Origin of the sequence: Micrococcus sp. GbtcB5 (genome assembly GCF_019091605.1) — a bacterium.
GTDB classification, from domain to species: Bacteria; Actinomycetota; Actinomycetes; order Actinomycetales; family Micrococcaceae; genus Micrococcus; species Micrococcus luteus.
In genome coordinates, this window is sequence record NZ_JAGXJK010000161.1 from 1 (window position 1) to 284 (window position 284).

Here is a 284-nt window from a genome sequence, read left to right on the forward strand (position 1 = left end):
GGCACGCCGCTGATCACGAACGCGGACGGCACCAAGTTCGGCAAGTCCGAGGGCAACCCCGTCTGGCCCGACGCGAAGATGTGCTCCCCGTACGCCATCTACCAGTTCTGGCTCAACACGGCGGACGCGGACGTCGTCGACCGGCACAAGGTCTTCACGTTCCTGACCCGCGCGGAGATCGAGGAGTACGCGCAGAAGGTGGCCGACGAGCCGTCCCGCCGGGAGGCCCAGATGCGCCTGGCGTGGGAGGACACGGCGCTGGCCCATGGAGAGGAGACGACGAC

The 284-nt window shown here is 68.3% G+C and carries 1 pseudogene; it reads left to right on the forward strand.

Features of this window, described 5'->3' with window-relative positions:
- A pseudogene (locus KVS67_RS11865) lies at positions 1-284 on the forward strand (tyrosine--tRNA ligase); the annotation flags it as partial.